Origin of the sequence: Pseudomonas sp. 13159349 (assembly GCF_013305685.1) — a bacterium.
Taxonomy (GTDB): Bacteria; Pseudomonadota; Gammaproteobacteria; order Pseudomonadales; family Pseudomonadaceae; genus Aquipseudomonas; species Aquipseudomonas asiatica.
The window spans coordinates 1,964,771-1,981,126 of sequence record NZ_CP045553.1 but is presented as its reverse complement, the minus strand read 5'-3'; the positions used below and the strand labels follow the sequence as shown (position 1 = coordinate 1,981,126).

Here is a 16,356-nt window from a genome sequence, read left to right as displayed (position 1 = left end):
GGCCGCTCCCAGTATTTAATTGCGTAGGCCTGTCTTTTCCCACACGCCTGGCAATGCACGGCTATGCTCAGCAGATACACTTTATTGCCACGGACGCGCCCCCGGCAGTGGTTCTACCACTGCTGCCCATGGGCGCGTCTTGCTATCCGCAGCCTTTAGCGAGGATTCCGGGTCATGCGCATTCTCTGGACACTGCCGTACCTGCCCTGGCCAACCACCAGCGGCAGCAAGACCCGGCAATACCACCTGATACGCGCACTGGCACAGCGGGGCCACCGGATTACCCTGCTGGTGCAATCGAAGATCCCCCTCGACGATGCCGCCCGCGAGGCCCTGGAACCGCTGCTCGAGCGCCTGATCGTGCTGCCCCGACGGCCCCTGCACAGCCCGCTCAACCTGCTGGCCTCGCCGATTATCGCTTACCCCATGCGCGCAATTATCAATGGTCTGGCCCCTTGCCTGCGGCACCGCTTCGAGCAATTGCTGGACGAGCCCTGGGACGTGATCCAGATCGAGCACAGCTACAGTTTCCAGCCCTTCGAAAAAGCCCTGCAGGCACGCGGGCTGCCGTACATGCTTAGCGAGCACACCCTGGAATCAGTGATGGGGGGCGCCAACCACGATCGCCTGCCGCTATGGTTACGCCCGCTCAACGCCTTCGACCGCTGGCGTTATCGACGCTGGGAACAGCGGGTATTGCACCAACCCACCGAACTGGTGGCAGTCAGCGCCCACGATGCCGAATTGATCGCACAGATCAGCGGGCGCCCGGTGAACGTGGTGGTCAATGGCGTGGACTGTGATTTCTACCAGCATGTGCAACCCGCGCTGCACAGCCAGCGCCTGCTGTTCGTTGGCAACTTCGAGTATGGTGCCAACCTGGAGGCCATCGAATGGGCGCTGGAAGACATCATGCCGCAGGTCTGGATGAGCAACCCGGCGGTGCGCCTGGCGATAGCCGGGCATGCCATGCCGGCCAGCTGGAAACTGCACTGGAACGACCCGCGCATCGAATGGTTCGGCTACCGCCCCGACCTGCGTGAACTGCAGCGGCGCTCGGCACTGTTCTTCGCACCACTGCGCTATGCCGGTGGCTCCAAGGTGAAAATCCTCGAAGCGATGGCCGCCGGCTTGCCGGTAATCACCACCGGCAAGGGCGTTTCAGGCCTGGCCGCGAACAACGGTGAGCACTACCTGGGCAGTGAGGATGGCGATCAGTTGGCGCTGCTGATCACCCAGTTGCTCAACCAGCCCTGGCGCATGAGCCAGTTGAGCGACGCCGGGCGCCAGTTTGCCCGCCAGCGCCACGACTGGAGCGTGGCCGCCCAGCAACTGGAGAACGTGCACATGCGCCTGGCCCTGGCGGCACCGGTCGAGGCCGCGCCGCTGGCCAGTGCCTGGCTGGGCCGCTCAGCCAAGTAGTTCGCTGAAGGGAATGAAGGGCACGCTGTCACCCTGCTTCGGTGTGCTGCCTTCACGCACTTCTACAAGCCCCTCGGCCCAGGCCGCACTGCGCAGTACGCCCGAACTCTGGTTCTTGTAGATGCGCACTTGGCCTTGCTCGATGCGGGCGCGCAGGTACTCGCGGCGCGTGCCAGCCTTGGGCCAGTCAAAGCCGGCCGGCATGTCAAAGCGCAACGGCGTAACATCGGTCACGCCCTGACGCCGCAACAAGTAGGGCCGGGTGAGCAGGCCGAAGGTGACCAGGGTCGAGGCCGGGTTACCCGGCAGGCCGATTACCGGCACGCCCTGGAAGTGGCCGAAGGTCAGCGGCTTGCCCGGCTTGATCGCCAGCTTCCACAAGGCCAGCTCGCCGGCTTCGCGCAGGGCGGCACCGAGGTAGTCGGCCTCACCCACCGAGACACCGCCGGTGGACAGGATCAGGTCGACATCGCCCAGTTCAGCCAGGCAGGTGCGGGTACGTGCCAGGTCATCCGGCAGGATGCCCACATCAACCACCTCGCAGCCCAGCCGCTGCAACCAGCTGACCAGCAGTCGGCGGTTACTGTTGTAGATCTGCCCCGGCCCCAGCGGCAGGCCAGGTTCGACCAGTTCGTCACCGGTGGACAACACCGCCACCCGCACCTTGCGCACCACATCCAGCCGGCCGTGGCCCAAGGTCGCGGCCAGGCCCAGCTCGATCGGCCCAAGCCGGGTGCCGGCGCTCATCACCTGTTCGCCCTTGCGGGTTTCCTGGCCCTGGGGACGAATGTTCTGCCCGGTCTTCAGCGCTTCGAGAAAGCGTACCCGCCCATCCTCCGCCACTTCGGTGTTTTCCTGCATCTCGACGCAGTCGGCACCTTCGGGCAGCGGTGCCCCGGTGAAGATGCGTGCGCAGGTACCCGGCTGCAGCGGCTGCGGTGGATGGCCGGCGAAAATCCGCTGGCTGACCGGCAGTGGTTCGCCCTGCCAGTCGGCCAGGCGCAGGGCGTAACCGTCCATGGCGCTGTTCGGCCAAGGCGGCAGGTCGAGCGAGGCCACCAGGTGGGTGGCCAGCACACGGCCTTCGGCCTCGGCCAGTGGCAGGTTCTCGGTGTCACGGATCGGTGCCGCTTCGGCCAATGCCAGCAACTGCTCCAAGGCCTGCTCTACCGGCATCAGCGGCCGGGCCTGGGTAACCTCAGCCACGGCTGTCGCAGGCCGCTGCCTGCTTCAGGTGCGGCACGAAGTTGCACGGGCGATGACGGGCGTCCAGCTGCTCGGCGAGGATACCGTCCCAACCGGTGCGCACCGCGTTGGTCGAACCTGGCAGGCAGCACACCAGGGTACCGTTGGCCAGCCCGGCCAGGGCGCGCGACTGAACGGTGGAGGTGCCGATGTCGGCCACGGAAATCTGCCGGAACAGCTCACCAAAACCTTCTACCTGCTTGTCCAGCAGGCAGGCCACAGCCTCGGGCGTGCTGTCGCGGCCAGTAAAGCCGGTGCCGCCGGTGATCAGCACTACCTGCACGCTGTCATCGGCAATCCAGGTGGCGACCTGGGCGCGAATCTTGTACAAGTCGTCTTTGAGCAGCACGCGCTCGGCCAGGCGATGGCCAGCCGCGCTCAGGCGGTCGATGAACATCTGGCCGGAGGTATCGGTGTCGAAGGTGCGGGTGTCGCTGACTGTGAGCACGGCGATGTTCAGCGGCACGAAGGGGGTATCTGCCTTGGCTTTCATGGGGGTCCGTCACAAGAAGATGGGATGGCCGCAGTTATAACACAGCACGCGCCCATCACAGCTTGACGCCCGTGGCCCTTGTCCTCGATCAATGCCACAGGTTTGCCGCTATGCTGCACTGTAGACGGAACTTGCGTGGACGCCCTGCGTCTTAATGTCATCTAGCACCATCGCACTGGAGAAACACGATGATTCAACGGACCCTACCCGCCTTCCTGCTCGCCTTGGGCCTGGGCGCCCTCGCTGGCTGCGCATCGCCAACCGTCATTACCCTGAACGACGGTCGCGAAATCCAGGCCACCGACACACCGAAGTATGATGAAGACTCCGGCTTCTACGAATTCGAGCAGTTGGACGGCAAGCGCACGCGCCTGAACAAGGACCAGATCCGCACCGTCAAAGAGCTCTGATCGCAGCCTGTTTTTTGCAAAGGCCCTTTTAACAACAAGGGCTTGCGTGCAAAAAAAGTATGCAGTAGGATTTCCTTCATCGGAGTGTAGCGCAGCCAGGTAGCGCGTCTCGTTCGGGACGAGAAGGCCGCAGGTTCGAATCCTGTCTCTCCGACCAAATCCTCGTCAAAAAGCCCGCCTTGTGCGGGCTTTTTGTTGTGCCTTGAAAAGTCCCTGTAGGAGCGGCCTTGTGTCGCGATGGGCCGCAAAGCGGCCCCAGATTCCGGCACCGCTGCACATATCGCCGGGGCTGCTTCGCAGCCCTCTCGCGACACAAGGCCGCTCCTACAAAGGGCTGCGTCAACCGGTCATAACGCTTGCTCGGCCTCCACCGGCACATACAGCAACTGCAGGCGTTCACTGCTCCATGCCCGGGTCTGGTTGGTCAGCGCCAGGTTGTTGTTCAGCTTTTGCCCATAGCTCGGTACGATTTCCTTGAGCCTGGCCTGCCAGGCTGGCGACTGGATACGGTCCTTGAAGGTCTTTTCCAGCACGGTCAGCATGATCGGAGCCGCTGTCGAGGCACCCGGCGAAGCTCCCAGCAACGCAGCGATGCTGCCGTCCTGCGCCGCCACCACTTCAGTACCGAACTGCAGCACACCGCCCAGGACCGGGTCCTTCTTGATCACCTGCACCCGCTGGCCGGCCTGCAGCAACTTCCAGTCTTCGTTCTTGGCGTTGGGGAAGTACTCGCGCAGCGCGTTCATGCGGTCATCGAAACTGAGCATCAGCTGCCCCATCAGGTAGGTGCTGAGGTCGATGTTGTCGATACCGGCATTGACCATCGGCAGCACGTTGTGGCTGTTCAGCGAGGCGAACATGTCCAGCAGCGAGCCGTGCTTGAGGTACTTGGTGGAGAAGGTGGCGAACGGGCCGAACAGCAGCACCTGCTTGCCATCGATCATCCGCGTGTCCAGGTGCGGTACCGACATCGGCGGCGCGCCAACCGAGGCCTTGCCGTACAGCTTGGCCTGGTGGCGGGCGACCAGGTCGGGGTTGTCGGTCATCAGGAACTGACCACCGACCGGGAAGCCGGCATAGCCTTCGGCTTCAGGGATGCCCGACTTCTGCAGCAGCTTCAGCGCGCCACCACCGGCACCGATGAACACGAAGCGGGCATTGACGGCCTTTTCCTCGCCGCCGTTGGCCAGATCGGCCACCCGCACATGCCAGGTGCCGTCGTCGTTGCGCACGATGTCACGCACCTCATGGCGCAGGTTCAGCGACACATTGGGGTTGCGGGTCATCGCGGCGAACAACTGGCGGGTGATTTCGCCAAAGTTCACGTCGGTACCGATGGCCATGCGCGTGGCGGCGACCTTCTGCCCCGGGTCACGGCCCTCCATCACCAACGGCGCCCACTTGCGGATCTGCTCGTGGTCTTCGGAGATTTCCATGCCGCGGAACAGCGAGCTGTGCTGCAGGGCGTCGACGCGCTTGTGCAGGAAGGCGACGTTGTCGTCACCCCAGACAAAGCTCATGTGCGGCACGTTGTTGATGAACGACTTCGGGTTGCTCAGCACGCCCTGCTCGACCTGGTAGGCCCAGAACTGCTTGGACACCTCGAACTGCTCGTTGACCCCCACGGCCTTGCTGATATCGATATTGCCGTCCTTGCCCACACTGGTGTAGTTCAACTCGCAGAACGCGGAGTGACCGGTGCCGGCGTTGTTCCAGGCATTGGAGCTTTCTTCGGCCACCTGGTCCAGGCGCTCGTAGACGTCGATCTTCCAGGAGGGCTCCAGCTCGGTGAGGTAGGTACCCAGGCTGGCACTCATGATGCCACCGCCGATCAGCAGCACGTCGACGGTCTTTTCCGGTTCCGCGGGTTTGGAGCAGCCGATGACGCCCAGGCAGAGGAACGTCAGCAGGAATTTCTTCATTGATGTTATCCAGTTGTTGTGTACACGCGCGCCGCCTTGAGCAGGGAACGTGCCAACTGGGTCTGGAGCAGTGAATACAGGGGGCGGGCGACGGGGTAGATGGCGACAATCCGCCAGGGGGGCCGGATGCACTGCAATGAAATGGCGGATTTCCCCGCCTTGCGCTGCCCTTGTAGGAGCGGCCTTGTGTCGCGATGGGCTGCAAAGCAGCCCCCTGCGATATCAGCACTGTTGCCGAGACATTGGGGCCGCCTTGCGGCCCATCGCGACACAAGGCCGCTCCTACAGGGACCGCGTCAGGCATGACAGGGCGTCAGGCGCTGAGGCGGGAGGTGACTTCACCCAGCTGCCCCGACAACCCATGCAGGCGCTGCCCCGCCTGTTCGGTATGCTGCACCGCCTGCTGGTTGGCCGTGGCGATGCGGGTGATTTCGATCAGGTTGCAGGAGATGTCCTCGGCCACGCTGGTCTGCTCTTCGGCCGCCGTGGCGATCTGCCGGTTCATGTCGCGGATCGCTTCCACTGCCAGGGTGATGCGCTGCAGCATCTGCCCGGCCTGCTGCACCTGCTCGGCACCCTCCTCGCTGCGCTGCCGGCCGCTTTCGATGGCCTTGACCGCCTCCACCGCCCCCGACTGCACCGCCTCGATGATCTGGTGGATCTCGGCGATCGACGCCGCCGTGCGCTGGGCCAGGCTGCGCACCTCGTCGGCAACTACCGCAAAACCACGCCCGGCCTCGCCGGCACGGGCTGCTTCGATGGCCGCATTGAGCGCCAGCAGGTTGGTCTGCTCGGCAATGCCGCGGATCACTTCAAGGACTTTGCCAATGCGCGCGCTGTCATGCTCAAGGTCGCGAATCACCGCCGCCGTGCCAGCGATTTCGCGGTTGACCACGCCGATGATGTCGATGGTCTGCTGCATCACCTGCTCGCCCGCCTGGGCACTGTGATCGGCATCGTCCGCCGCGCGGGCAGCCTCGGCGGCGTGGCGGGCGACTTCCTGGGCGGTGGCGGACATCTCGTGCATGGCCGTGGCCACCTGGTCGGTGCGCTGGAACTGGTCGTGGGTACCACGGGCCATGTCGCCGGCGATGCTGCGCAGCTGGCCGCTGGCCCCTTCCAGTTCCTGGGCGTTGTCCTGCAGCCGGCCGACCGTGTCGGCGAGGAAATCGCGCAGGGTGTTGGCGGCCCGCGCCAGACGGCCCAGTTCGTCCTCACGGCGGCTGTCTACCCGGGCGGCAAAGCGGCCCTGGCTCAGCTGCGCGACATACTCGATCAACTGGCGGATCGGCTCGATCAGGCTGCGGTTGACCAGCCACAGGCTGAGCAGCCCCACCAGCACGGCCGAAGCCAGCATCACCAGCAGGCCCAGCCATACCGTGCGCTCGGCACCGGCACTCAGCCTGGCGGCGTGCTGACGAGCTTCGGCACGCAGTTGCTCGACCAGTTCGCTCATCTGCTCGCTGACGGCGCGGTCCACGCCCTTGACCGCCAGATCGCCGGCCACCGGGTCGCCGCCCGCCGCCAGGAATGCCTGGCGACCCTGCGCATAGGCCTGGCCCAACTGCCGGTGGCTGTCACGCAGTTGCTGCAGCGGCGCCTTGAGCCTGGCGTCGCTGCTGTCGATCAATTGCCCGAGCAGTTGCTGCACCTGCTGCTCGCGAGCCTGGAACTGCTGCCAGTACTTGTCAATGTCAGCCGGCTGACGCCCGCGCAACAACACGTTCTTCCACTCCTGCACCTGGATCTTGAACTGCAGGTTGGCTTCGTCGATCAATTGCGAGGCCCGCAGCGGCCCATCGACCAACTCGGCATAGCCGCGCACGCTGGACGAAAGGAACTGGAAGCACACCAGGGCGATCAGCAACATCGCCACCAGACTGCCGCCGAGCAGGGAGAGAATTTGCACTCTGAGGGATTTACGCAACATCTTGGATCTCGGAAAGCAGGAGGAAGACCGGAGGGCCGCGCAAGCTGGCAACAAGGCGCAACGCAGCCCGGTTGCGGGCAGGCCAAAAAAAGGCTGCCATCAAGCAATGGCAGCCAGGTCGAGCACTTACGCAACAGTTGAGCTAGATACTCTCAGGCAAATACTACAGAAATGTTACAACGCCACTACAAGCTACCCCGTGGTGAACTGCAAGGCCGCCAGCCGCGCATACAGCGGGCTCTCTTCGATCAACTGGCGATGCGTCCCCACCGCCACCAGCCGGCCCTTGTCGATGACCGCGATACGGTCGGCATGCTGGACCGTAGCCAGACGATGGGCGATCACCAGTGTGGTGCGCCCGGCCATCAGGCTGGGCAGCGCCTGCTGGATCAGGTGTTCGCTTTGTGCGTCGAGTGCGCTGGTGGCTTCGTCCAGCAACAGGATCGGCGCATCGACCAGCAACGCACGGGCAATGGCCAGGCGCTGCCGCTGCCCGCCGGACAGGCCGATGCCGCCCTCGCCCAGCGGTGTCTGGTAGCCCTGCGGCAATTGCCGGATGAATGCGTCGGCATGGGCACCCCGGGCGGCTGCCTCGACCTCGGCCAGGGTCGCCTCGGGCCGGCCATAGCGGATGTTGGCCTCGACCGTGCCGCGAAACAGCGAGGGGTTCTGTGCCACCAGGGCGAACTGCTGGCGCAGGTGATCGGGGTCGAGTTCGGTGATCGCCCGGCCATCGAGCAGGATGCGCCCCTGCTGGGGGTCGTAGAAGCGCAGCAACAAATCGAACAAGGTCGACTTGCCCGCCCCCGACGGGCCCACCAGCGCCACGGTCTGCCCCGGCTCGATGGTCAGGCTCAGGCCATCGACAGCCGCCACCGAGGGCCGTGACGGGTAGGCGAACACCAACTGCTGCAGTTCGATACGCCCACTGGCCCGCTGCTGCGGCAGCACCTGCGCCACGGCGGGCGGCAGGATTGCACTGCGCGCCGCCAACAGTTCGGCAATGCGCTCGGCGGCGCCCGCCGCCCTTTGCAACTCGCCGATCACCTCGCTGAGGGTGCCGAAAGCGCTGCCTACGATCAGGCTGTAGAACACGAAGGCGGCCAGTTCGCCCGCGGAAATACGTCCGGCGATCACGTCCATGCCGCCAACCCACAACATCACCCCCACCGCTCCCAGAACCAGCACGATCACCAGGGTGATAAGCCAGGCGCGCTGGGCAATCCTCTGCCGGGCCACGGCAAACGCCGCTTCGACCGTGCCGGCGAACAGCTGGCGGTCATGCGCCTGGTGGTTGTAGGCCTGCACGGTCTTGATCTGCCCGAGGGTCTCGGCCACATAGCTGCCCACATCCGCCACCCGGTCCTGGCTCTGCCGCGACAGGCTGCGTACCCGGCGGCCGAACAGCAGGATCGGCGCCAGCACCAGCGGCAGGGCCACCACCACGATGCTGGTGAGCTTGGGGTTGGTGATGAACAGCAACACCACGCCACCGATGACCATCAGCGCGTTGCGCAGGAACATCGACAGCGAAGAGCCGATAACCGATTGCAGCAAGGTGGTGTCGGCGGTCAGCCGCGACTGGATCTCGGAACTGCGGTTGTCTTCGAAAAACCCGGGATGCAGGCCGATCAGGTGGTCGAACACGGCCCGACGGATATCGGCCACGCAGCGCTCGCCGATCCACGACACCAGGTAGAAGCGGCTGAAGGTACCCACCGCCAGTGCCACCACCAGCAGCAGGAACAGGCCGATGGTCTGGTTGAGCTGATGCGCGGAGCGGGTCATGAAGCCCTGGTCCACCAGCAGGCGGATGCCCTGGCCCATGGACAGGGTGATGGCGGCGGTGACTACCAGGGCCAGCAAGGCCAGCAGCACCTGGCGACGGTACGGACGGACAAACTGCCAACCCAGGCGCAAGGCGCGGCGTTGACGCGGGGAAACCGATTCGGGCATGGCGCTGACCACATTGGCGGGGAAACCGCAGCCTACCATTCATCCAGGCCAGAGGAACCCTTGCAGGGTTGCTATAGCCTATCGGTCTAACCAGGCTATGGAGCTTTACTGCCGTTTCTGTTGGACTGTGCCTGCCGTGACCCTGCAGGTACTGTCACAGGCCAGTCACGGCACAGGGTTAACCTGCGCTTGAACCTGATGAGGAGACAATACATGAGCTTGCAGCATGGCAGCGACAACCAGAAGCCCCGGACTACCCCTCAGCCGCAGGTGTGCGGTTCGATCATCGATGCCCAGGGGCGCGAAGTACCGATCACCGAGCAGATGATCCAGCAGGCCTGCAAGGCCCTGGAAGAAAGCCGGGTCGAGCGCGTACGCAAAGGTTGATCGGCGAATTCCTTGCAACCCGGCGCTTGCGCCGGGTTTTTATTTGCTTGAATCCTGTACCGGCCCTTTCGCGGGTAAACCCGCTCCCACAGGGACAACACAAGCCTTGAGGTCAGCGGGCTACCTGTGGAGCGGGTTTACCCGCGAAGAGGCCGGCACAGCTTTCAAATGGCTGTCAGACCAACACCCCACCCAAGGCACTGACCAGCTGCGCCAACTGCGGCGACTCCCCGCGCAAGCGCACCGCCAGCCCCTCGATCTCGCGCCGTGGCGGGTACTGCTTGCGCAACTGGTCGAACGCTGCACGCTGCTGCTGCGGGTCGTCGCTGAGGCTGCGGCGGAAATCGGCATCGTCGCGGCGTGGGTCGTACACCGCGCGGCACAGGGTGGCCAAGGCCCAGGCCGGGTCGGTGCTGGCATCCAGCTCGATCTGCGCCAGCGGGGGCCGGGGCAGCAGGTCGGCCAGTTGCACCTGTTCATCCACACCGAGGAAGCGGCACAGCGCCTGGTAGATCTGCGCCGTACCACGCTGGCGGCCGTCGAGGCTGTAGCCGGCAATGTGCGGCGAAGCCAATGTGCACAGGTCGGCCAGTTGCAGGTCGACCTGCGGCTCCCCCTCCCACACATCCAGCACCGCATGCAGGTCTTCGCGGTCCAGCAGCAGTTCGCGCAGGGCGGCGTTGTCCACTACAGGGCCACGGCTGGCGTTGACCAGCCAGGCACCGGGGCGCAACTGCGCCAGCTGCGCCTGGCCCAGCAGGTGCCAGGTCGGGTGCTCGCCGCCACGCTGCAAGGGGGTGTGCAGGCTGATCACATCGCACTGTTGCAGGATGGTCTCGAGGCTGACGTAGTCACCGCCCTCGGCGGCCTGGCGCAGCGGGTCGCATACCAGTACCTTCCAGCCCAGGCCGTGCAGCACCCGCACCAGGCGGCCACCCACCTCACCCGCGCCTACCACGCCATACACGCGCTCGGGCAGTGCCACGCCATCCAGTTCTGCCAGGGTCAGCAGGCTGCCCAGCACGTAATCGACCACGCCGCGGGCATTGCAGCCCGGTGCGCTGCTCCAGTGGATGCCGGCCTCGGCAAAGTAGTTCAGGTCGAGGTGGTCGGTGCCGATGGTGCAGGTGCCGACAAAGCGCACGCGGCTGCCTTCGAGCAACTGGCGGTCGACCTTGGTCACCGAGCGCACCAGCAGGATGTCGGCGTCCCTTACGCTGGCGGCATCGAGGCTTCGGCCGGGGTAACGGCGGATTTCGCCGAAACCCTGGAAGAATGCATCGAGCAGCGGGATGTTCTCGTCGGCAACTATCAGCATGGCGCTCTCCTGTCTGGGGAACGCAGTGTAGGCGCAACGCCGGGCGTGTTCCAGAGCGGTTCAGTCGGCTTTCTTGCGGATCCAGTACAGGAAGGTACCGGCGTCTTCCTGCTGCTGCAGCAGTTCGTGGCCGAGGAAGTTGCAGAACTTGGGGATGTCGCGGCGGGTCGAGGGGTCGGTGGCGATGACCTTGAGCAGGCCGCCAGCGGCCAGGTTGCGCACGTGCTGGTGCAGCATCATTACCGGTTCCGGGCAGTTCAGGCCGGTGGCGTCGAGGATGGCGTCAGGGGTGAAATCGGTCATGGGGGACTCCGCAAATGATCGCTATTGTCGCGCATCGCGCGCCGTGGTCCAAGCACCGCCTGTGAAGACAAGCCCTGAGCTTGCTCTTGATCTTGATCTTGATCTTGCTCTTGCTCTTGCTCTTGCTCTTGCTCTTGCTCTTGCTCTTGCTCTTGCTCTTGATCTTGATCTTGATCTTGATCTTGATCTTGATCTTGATCTTGATCTTGATCTTGATCTTGATCTTGATCTTGATCTTCGCGACTTCAGGAGGCCGAGCAGAGGTTTTGCGGAGGGAGGTGACGGGCATGGATGCCCGTCAAGCGCTGAGGCCCCATGGATGGGGCCTGCAGCGCGTACTCCCGGGAGCAAGACCGGCGCGAGGGAACCCCGTAGCGTAGCGGAGGGGCCGGATGATGGGAGCGCAGCGTTTTTTGGTTACTTTTTGTCGCGTTTGACAAAAAGTGACTCGCCGTAAGGGCGAAAAGGTGAGTAAGCGTCGCCATCGTAAATGGACTATGCGCGAGATCAAGACCAGTACTTTTCCGCTCTTCGCTCTTCGCTCTTCGCTCTTCGCTTTCAAGCGTGGGCATCAACAACAAGGTCAACATTCATTTTCGAAGGTGGCGCTTATTCACCTTTCCGCCCTTACGGCGGGTCACTTTTTGTCAAACGCGACAAAAAGTAACCAAAAAACGCTGGCTCCTATCATCCGGCCCCTACGCTGCGCTCCGGGGTTCCCTCGCTACGGGCCTGCTCCCGGGAGTACGCGCTGCAGGCCCCATCCATGGGGCCTCAGCGCTTGACGGGCATCCATGCCCGTCACCTCCCTCCGCAGTCCCTTCGCTCGGCCTCCTGAAGTCGCAATCGGCGGCGCCTGAACTATCGCGCGCTTAGAAGCAAAAGCCGAAGCAAGAGCAAAGCGGTTCGCTGTGCTAGCGCTTCAAGTCCAACCGGCGCAGATGGCAGGTCACTTCCTCGCGGTCGTGATACAGCTGCTTGCAAGCAATCGACACCTTGATCTTGCGCGCCTTGAAGGTCGCCTCCATGCGGTCGAGCAGCCGGCGTACTTCGGCATAGCGCTGTTTCATCGGCAGCTTCAGGTTGACCACAGCTTCACGGCACAACCCCTCGCCCAGCCAGGTCTCGATCAGCGAGGTGGTACGCGCCGGTTTCTCGACAATGTCGCACACCATCCAGTCCACCGGCTGCTTCGGTTGCCAGGTGAAACCATCGGCCATCAGGTGCTGGACCAAGCCGGTGTCCATCAGGCTTTCGGCCATCGGCCCGTTGTCGATGGCGGTCACCAGCATGCCCCGGCGCACCAACTGGTAGGTCCAGCCACCCGGCGAGGCCCCCAGGTCGACACCGGTCATGTCATCGCCCAGGCGCTGCTCCCACTGCTCGCGCGGGATGAACTGGTGCCAGGCCTCTTCCAGCTTGAGCGTCGAGCGGCTGGGCGCCTCGCGGGGGAATTTCAGGCGCGGGATGCCCATGGGCCACAGCGCACTGTTGTTGGCCGGAGCAACACCGGCAAATACCCGGCGGCCGCTGATGAAGGTGAGCAGCAGGCGTGGGCGGCTGGGGTCGTCGACCAGGCGCCCGGCCTTTTCCAAAGCCTTGCGCAGCGGCACCTCGAACTTGCGGCAGAAGGTAGACAGTTCCTTGCCTTCGTTGCTGTCCAGCACCTCCAGCCACAGGCTACCGAATACCGGGAACCCGGCCAGGTGCGCCAGCAGCACACTGATGCGGTCGCTTTCCGGCAGCTCGACATAACCGCCACAGGCCCACTGCCGCGGGAAAATCAGCTGGTTGAAGCGCAGTTCCCCCATCAACCGCTCGGTACCGCCCTCCTCGCTACAGACAAACTCGGCACTGGCGCTTTGCGGCTTGCCTTTGGCATAGCCGGCAACACCCAGGCGGGCGGCATGTTCGCTGATTTCGGCGCACACCTCACCCTCGAAACCGGGCCGGCAATGCATGAACAGGGTATTCATCTCTCACTCCACTTCGGCTGGCGCGCCACAGGCGCCGGCAGGGCGGCGATGATAAAGGAAGATCGGAACCTGCGACACGCCCCGCCGGTCCAGAAAAGGGTCAGGTAGCGCAAAGCGGTCTAACCTGACCTTTCAGCCAGGTCCGTGCCGTGCGGATCGATACAGAGCGGTGCCACCGGCAGATCTTGCCAGGCACCGGCGCAGAAGGAGTTGGCAATGCCCTCGCTCGATAGCCTGAATACCCTCAAATCCCTACAGGTCGGCGACAAGACCTACCACTACTTCAGCCTCACCGAAGCCGCCCGCCAACTGGGCGACCTGCAGCGCCTGCCCATGTCGCTGAAGGTGCTGCTGGAAAACCTGCTGCGCTGGGAAGACGGCAAGACCGTCACCGGCGACGACCTGCGCGCCCTCGCCCAATGGCTGGGTGAGCGACGCTCCGACCGCGAGATCCAGTACCGCCCGGCGCGGGTGCTGATGCAGGACTTCACCGGTGTGCCGGCCGTGGTCGACCTGGCCGCCATGCGCGCAGCCATGGCCAAGGCCGGCGGCGACCCGCAGCGGATCAACCCGCTGTCTCCCGTGGACCTGGTGATCGACCATTCAGTGATGGTCGACCGCTACGGCACGCCGCAGGCCTTCAGCGAGAACGTCGACATCGAAATGCAGCGCAACGGCGAGCGCTATGCCTTCCTGCGCTGGGGCCAGAGCGCCTTCGACAACTTCCGCGTGGTACCGCCAGGCACCGGCATCTGCCACCAGGTCAACCTCGAATACCTCGGCCGCACCGTCTGGACCCGTGAAGCCGATGGCCGCACCTACGCCTTCCCCGACACCCTGGTCGGTACCGATTCGCATACCACCATGATCAATGGCCTGGGCGTGCTCGGCTGGGGCGTGGGCGGCATCGAAGCGGAGGCGGCGATGCTCGGCCAGCCGGTGTCGATGCTGATCCCCGAAGTGATCGGCTTCAAGCTGACCGGCAAGCTGGACGAAGGCATCACCGCCACCGACCTGGTGCTGACGGTGACCCAGATGCTGCGCAAGAAGGGCGTGGTGGGCAAGTTCGTCGAGTTCTATGGTGATGGCCTGGCCGAGCTGCCCTTGGCCGACCGTGCGACCATCGCCAACATGGCCCCGGAATACGGCGCCACCTGCGGCTTCTTCCCGGTCGACCAGGTGACCCTGGACTACCTGCGCCTGTCCGGCCGCCCCGAGGCGACCGTGCAACTGGTCGAGCAGTACTGCAAAGCCCAGGGCCTGTGGCGGCTGCCCGGCCAGGAGCCACTGTTCAGCGACAGCCTGGCGCTGGACATGCATGAGGTCGAGGCCAGCCTGGCAGGGCCCAAGCGGCCGCAGGACCGGGTAGCCCTGGGCCAGGTCAGCCAGGCCTTCGACCACTTCATCGAACTGCAACCCAAACCGCTGGCCAAAGAGGTCAGCCGCCTGGAAAGCGAAGGTGGCGGCGGCGTGGCGGTGGGCAACGCCGACCAGGCCGGGGAGATCGACTACAGCCATCAAGGCCAGACCCACACCCTGCGCGATGGCGCCGTGGTGATTGCCGCGATCACCTCGTGTACCAACACTTCCAACCCCAGCGTGATGATGGCCGCCGGGCTGGTGGCGAAAAAGGCCCTGGAAAAAGGCCTGCAACGCAAACCCTGGGTCAAGAGCTCGCTGGCGCCGGGCTCCAAGGTGGTCACCGACTACTTCAAGGCCGCCGGGCTAACCACCTATCTGGACCAATTGGGGTTCGACCTGGTCGGCTATGGCTGCACAACCTGCATCGGCAACTCCGGCCCGCTGGATGAAGCGATCGAAAAAGCCATCGGCAGCGCCGACCTCACGGTGGCTTCTGTGTTGTCGGGTAACCGCAACTTCGAAGGCCGTGTGCATCCGCTGGTCAAGACCAACTGGCTGGCCTCGCCGCCACTGGTGGTGGCCTATGCCCTGGCCGGCAGCGTACGCCTGGACCTGACCCGCGACCCTCTGGGCACTGGCAAGGATGGTCAACCGGTGTACCTGCGTGACATCTGGCCCAGCCAGCAGGAAATTGCCGCTGCCGTGGCCAAGGTAGACACGGCGATGTTCCACAAGGAATACGCCGAAGTGTTCGCCGGCGATGCACAGTGGCAGGCCATCGAGGTACCGCAGGCGGCCACCTACGTTTGGCAGGCCGATTCTACCTATATCCAGCATCCGCCGTTCTTCGACGACATCGGCGGGCCACCCCCGCAGGTCACCGACATCCAGGGTGCGCGGATCCTGGCACTACTGGGTGACTCGGTGACCACCGACCACATTTCCCCAGCTGGCAACATCAAGGCCGACAGCCCGGCCGGGCGCTACCTGCGTGAGCAGGGCGTGGAGCCCCACGACTTCAACTCCTACGGCTCACGGCGTGGCAACCATGAAGTGATGATGCGCGGCACCTTCGCCAACATCCGCATCCGCAACGAAATGCTGGCGGGCGAAGAAGGTGGCAACACCCTGCACGTGCCCAGTGGCGAGAAGCTGTCGATCTACGACGCGGCGATGCGCTACCAGCAGGAAGGCACGCCGCTGGTGGTGATCGCCGGCCAGGAATACGGCACCGGCTCGAGCCGCGACTGGGCCGCCAAAGGTACCAACCTGCTGGGGGTCAAAGCGGTACTGGCGGAAAGCTTCGAGCGCATTCACCGCTCCAACCTGGTAGGCATGGGCGTACTGCCGCTGCAATTCAAGGCCGGGCACAACCGCAAGCAGCTAGGGCTGACCGGCAAGGAGAAGATCGATGTGCTGGGCTTGAACGGTACACAGATCCGCCCGGGCATGAGCTTGCCCTTGCGCATCACCCGCGAGGATGGGCAGCACGAGCAGATCGAGGTGCTGTGCCGGATCGATACTGTGAATGAAGTGGAATACTTCAAGGCAGGGGGGATATTGCATTATGTGTTGCGCCAGCTGATTGCTGGTTGAGGCGCGTATGCTTGGGGCTGCTGTGCAGCCCATCGC

13 protein-coding genes, 1 tRNA gene and 1 pseudogene are annotated in these 16,356 nt (G+C 64.3%); 5 read left to right on the top strand and 10 right to left on the bottom strand.

The annotated features are described in order from the left end of the window. Positions 1-174: 174 nt before the first annotated feature. Positions 175-1,422, top strand: a complete 1,248-nt coding sequence (locus GEV38_RS09380; RefSeq protein ID WP_015269519.1) for a glycosyltransferase family 4 protein — start codon at positions 175-177, stop codon at positions 1,420-1,422. Here the strand turns inward: GEV38_RS09380 and glp are convergent. Both glp and moaB read right to left on the bottom strand, forming a co-directional pair. Next, positions 1,411-2,598, bottom strand: coding sequence for a gephyrin-like molybdotransferase Glp (gene glp, locus GEV38_RS09375; RefSeq protein ID WP_054572739.1), 1,188 nt, complete (start codon positions 2,596-2,598; stop codon positions 1,411-1,413). The two genes, GEV38_RS09380 and glp, sit on opposite strands and share 12 nt — an antisense overlap. Before the next feature lie 22 nt (positions 2,599-2,620). Beyond that, positions 2,621-3,160: a molybdenum cofactor biosynthesis protein B gene (gene moaB, locus GEV38_RS09370; RefSeq protein ID WP_054572734.1), complete on the bottom strand. Its 540-nt coding sequence runs from the start codon at positions 3,158-3,160 to the stop codon at positions 2,621-2,623. Between the two features lie 188 nt (positions 3,161-3,348). On the opposite strand from moaB, the gene GEV38_RS09365 reads away from it, so the two are divergent. Together GEV38_RS09365 and GEV38_RS09360 are read left to right on the top strand one after the other, a co-directional pair. Then, positions 3,349-3,570 carry a YgdI/YgdR family lipoprotein gene (locus tag GEV38_RS09365; RefSeq protein ID WP_013971697.1) on the top strand — a complete coding sequence of 74 codons (222 nt, stop codon included), beginning with the start codon at positions 3,349-3,351 and terminating at the stop codon, positions 3,568-3,570. 80 nt (positions 3,571-3,650) lie between these two features. Beyond that, positions 3,651-3,727 (top strand) — tRNA-Pro (locus GEV38_RS09360). A gap of 190 nt (positions 3,728-3,917) precedes the next feature. On the opposite strand, the gene mqo is transcribed toward GEV38_RS09360, so the two are convergent. From mqo to GEV38_RS09345, 4 genes and pseudogenes are all read right to left on the bottom strand, one after another. Further along, on the bottom strand, positions 3,918-5,492 hold the full coding sequence (gene mqo, locus GEV38_RS09355; protein ID WP_054572735.1) for a malate dehydrogenase (quinone): 1,575 nt from the start codon (positions 5,490-5,492) through the stop codon (positions 3,918-3,920). Positions 5,493-5,805: 313 nt separating this feature from the next. Further along, positions 5,806-6,510, bottom strand: coding sequence for a methyl-accepting chemotaxis protein (locus tag GEV38_RS28010; protein ID WP_371929300.1), 705 nt, complete (start codon positions 6,508-6,510; stop codon positions 5,806-5,808). 228 nt (positions 6,511-6,738) lie between these two features. Next, positions 6,739-6,849 (bottom strand): annotated as a pseudogene (locus tag GEV38_RS28005) (hypothetical protein); the annotation flags it as partial. 765 nt (positions 6,850-7,614) lie between these two features. After that, positions 7,615-9,378: an ABC transporter transmembrane domain-containing protein gene (locus GEV38_RS09345; RefSeq protein WP_054572740.1), complete on the bottom strand. Its 1,764-nt coding sequence runs from the start codon at positions 9,376-9,378 to the stop codon at positions 7,615-7,617. Between the two features lie 213 nt (positions 9,379-9,591). Between GEV38_RS09345 and GEV38_RS09340 the strand changes: the two genes are divergently transcribed. Then, complete coding sequence (locus GEV38_RS09340) at positions 9,592-9,765, top strand: PA1571 family protein (RefSeq protein ID WP_170929323.1); 174 nt, start codon at positions 9,592-9,594, stop codon at positions 9,763-9,765. A 175-nt stretch (positions 9,766-9,940) separates the two neighbouring features. Here the strand turns inward: GEV38_RS09340 and pdxB are convergent, their stop codons facing one another. The 4 genes from pdxB to rlmM all read right to left on the bottom strand — a co-directional run bounded on the left by pdxB (position 9,941) and on the right by rlmM (position 13,362). Further along, complete coding sequence (pdxB, locus tag GEV38_RS09335) at positions 9,941-11,083, bottom strand: 4-phosphoerythronate dehydrogenase PdxB (RefSeq protein ID WP_054572737.1); 1,143 nt, start codon at positions 11,081-11,083, stop codon at positions 9,941-9,943. A gap of 60 nt (positions 11,084-11,143) precedes the next feature. After that, a complete protein-coding gene (tusA, locus tag GEV38_RS09330) occupies positions 11,144-11,386 on the bottom strand; it encodes a sulfurtransferase TusA (protein WP_003248727.1) in 243 nt (80 codons plus the stop codon). Beyond that, the gene (locus GEV38_RS09325) at positions 11,367-11,675 is read right to left on the bottom strand and encodes a hypothetical protein (protein ID WP_173895777.1); all 309 of its coding nucleotides are present in this window, start codon (positions 11,673-11,675) and stop codon (positions 11,367-11,369) included. Before GEV38_RS09325 ends, tusA begins: the two co-directional genes overlap by 20 nt. Before the next feature lie 625 nt (positions 11,676-12,300). After that, complete coding sequence (gene rlmM / locus GEV38_RS09320) at positions 12,301-13,362, bottom strand: 23S rRNA (cytidine(2498)-2'-O)-methyltransferase RlmM (protein WP_061302857.1); 1,062 nt, start codon at positions 13,360-13,362, stop codon at positions 12,301-12,303. A 216-nt stretch (positions 13,363-13,578) separates the two neighbouring features. Here rlmM and acnA point away from each other — a divergent pair, with 216 nt between their 5' ends. Further along, positions 13,579-16,320 carry an aconitate hydratase AcnA gene (acnA, locus tag GEV38_RS09315; RefSeq protein ID WP_054573498.1) on the top strand — a complete coding sequence of 914 codons (2,742 nt, stop codon included), beginning with the start codon at positions 13,579-13,581 and terminating at the stop codon, positions 16,318-16,320. Positions 16,321-16,356 lie beyond the last annotated feature (36 nt).